Annotated in this window: 3 protein-coding genes and 1 pseudogene; 2 read left to right on the plus strand and 2 right to left on the minus strand. The window is 67.6% G+C overall.

Going from position 1 to position 2,062, the window contains the following annotated elements:
* Positions 1–63: 63 nt before the first annotated feature.
* A complete protein-coding gene (locus ACFWW8_RS38495) occupies positions 64–822 on the minus strand; it encodes a DeoR/GlpR family DNA-binding transcription regulator (RefSeq protein WP_386537581.1) in 759 nt (252 codons plus the stop codon).
* Positions 823–870: 48 nt separating this feature from the next.
* Here ACFWW8_RS38495 and ACFWW8_RS38500 point away from each other — a divergent pair, with 48 nt between their 5' ends.
* Entirely contained in the window at positions 871–1,254 is a 384-nt protein-coding gene (locus tag ACFWW8_RS38500) for a DUF4406 domain-containing protein (protein ID WP_386537583.1), read from the plus strand.
* Positions 1,251–1,922 (plus strand): NUDIX domain-containing protein, encoded by a 672-nt coding sequence (locus tag ACFWW8_RS38505; RefSeq protein WP_386537586.1) that lies wholly within the window; start codon positions 1,251–1,253, stop codon positions 1,920–1,922. The genes ACFWW8_RS38500 and ACFWW8_RS38505 overlap by 4 nt, the downstream gene beginning before the upstream one ends.
* Positions 1,923–1,971: 49 nt before the next feature.
* Here ACFWW8_RS38505 and ACFWW8_RS38510 read toward each other — a convergent pair.
* A pseudogene (locus tag ACFWW8_RS38510) lies at positions 1,972–2,062 on the minus strand (IS5/IS1182 family transposase); the annotation flags it as partial.

Consider the following 2,062-nt stretch of genomic DNA (forward strand, 5'->3'; position numbering starts at 1 on the left):
TAGCTCGTCAGTAGCCCTCAACAACCCGAGATACACCGCTCGTTTGACAGACCCGTGTGTCCGTCAGCTGGCTTCGAGCACCACCACGCCGATTGCCTTGAGCTGCCCGATGACCGTGTCTTGGGGAGCGGCATCAGTGATCAGTCCGCTGATTTTCTCCCAGGGCAGGACACGGAACTGCGATGCCGTACCGATCTTCTCGGAAGAGGCGAGGATGTAGGTGTCCGCCGCCCGCGCGGACAAGGCACGCTTCATCGCCGCCTCCTCGACGTCCCCGGTGGTCAGTCCCGCTTCGGGATGTACGCCGGTGACGCCGAGCAGGCAGAGGTCGGCGGAGACGTTCTGCGCCGCCTCGACCGCGGCGGCACCGCAGGCAACCGCCGAATGCTTGAAAACGCGCCCGCCGAGCAGGAAGAGCTCCGCGTGGGGATGGTCGAGCAAGGCTGCGGCGACCGTCGGGCTGTGGGTAATCACCGTGCAGGCGAGGTCGCGCGGGAGCGCGCGGACCACAGCGAGGGCGGTGGTTCCCCCATCAAGGATCATTACGCCGCCCGGCCGGACCAGCTTTGCAGCCGTCGCGGCAACCCGCTGCTTGCCGTCCGGGGCCACGCTCTGCCGTGTGACGTAATCGACCACCGCCGGTGACACAGGCAGCGCCCCTCCGTAGACCCGCTGACACAACCCTTCGGCTGCGAGGTCACGCAGATCGCGCCGCACGCTGTCCTCGGAAATGCCCACCTCGGCGGCGACGTCCTTGGCGGTGATCTTTCCATCTCGGGCGAGCAGACCGAGCAGATAGTCACGTCGTTCAGCAGGCAGCATGTACGTTCTCTCCTGTTCTTGCACGTTTCTGCGTGTATCCTAGCGCCCATGAACGACAAACCCATGCTCATTCTGATCGCTGGCCCCTACCGCTCCGGAACGAACGGTGACCCGCAGGCCCTGGCCGCTAACCTTGTCCGCCTTGAAGCCGCAGCCTGGCCGGTCTTCGCCGCCGGCCACCTTCCCGTGATCGGAGAGTGGATAGCCCTACCCGTGTTGAGCTCTGTCGGCGCCGGGCCCACGGATCCGCTCGCTGACGAGGTGCTCTACCCGACGGCCGAGCGCCTACTCGCGCGGTGCGATGCGGTGCTGCGTCTGCCCGGCGAGTCCGCCGGGGCCGATGGGGACGTCGCCACCGCCCGCCGTCGGGGTCTGCCCGTCTACCACGATGTAGCGGAGATCCCGCGCCGAGTCGCTCAGGAGACACGGTGACGGTTACGCCCCGCCCCGGCATTGACGTCCCGGACCATCGTGACCGTATCGACCTCGACCGGGCCGGGCGCGATCTGGACCGCAACCCCGACATCGTGATACGCGACGTCGAACTCACCTCGCAGGGCTGGCATGTTCTGCGCCGCACCACCTTCGACTACCGCCGCCGCGACGGACGGTGGGAGACACAGGCGCGCGAGACCTATGACCGCGGCAACGGCGCCGTCGTCCTGCCCTACGACACCCGACACGGCCTCGTCCTGCTGACCCGCCAGTTCCGCTACCCGGCCTACGTGAACGACCACCGGGACGGCATGCTCATCGAATGTGCGGCAGGGCTGCTCGACGCGGACGACCCGCACACTGCGATCCGCCGGGAGAGCGCCGAGGAACTCGGCGTCACCCTCGGCCCCCTCACCCACGTCGTCGACGCCTACATGAGCCCGGGCTCCGTCACCGAGTGCCTCCATTTCTTCGCCGCGCCCTATACGGCGGCCGACCGGACCGGAACGGGAGGCGGGCTCGAGGCGGACGGAGAGGACATCGAGGTCCTCGAACTTCCCTTCACCGAGGCCTTTGCCATGACCCGCGACGGACGCATCACCGACGGCAAGACCATCCTGCTCCTGCAGTGGGCCGCCCTGAACGGGCCCTTCGCCCGACAGTAGGACCGCTGAGAGCCCGATCAACTCAGGTGCACCCAGAGTGCAGAATATTCGATTTCTCCGCGACGCTGCGGTCACGGACCGGGATCAGCGTGCCGTCCACGATCCACAACCGTTCGACGTCCGCGACGGGCCGCGCCGCC

This window comes from Streptomyces sp. NPDC058701 (assembly GCF_042715295.1).
Taxonomy (GTDB): domain Bacteria; phylum Actinomycetota; class Actinomycetes; order Streptomycetales; family Streptomycetaceae; genus Streptomyces.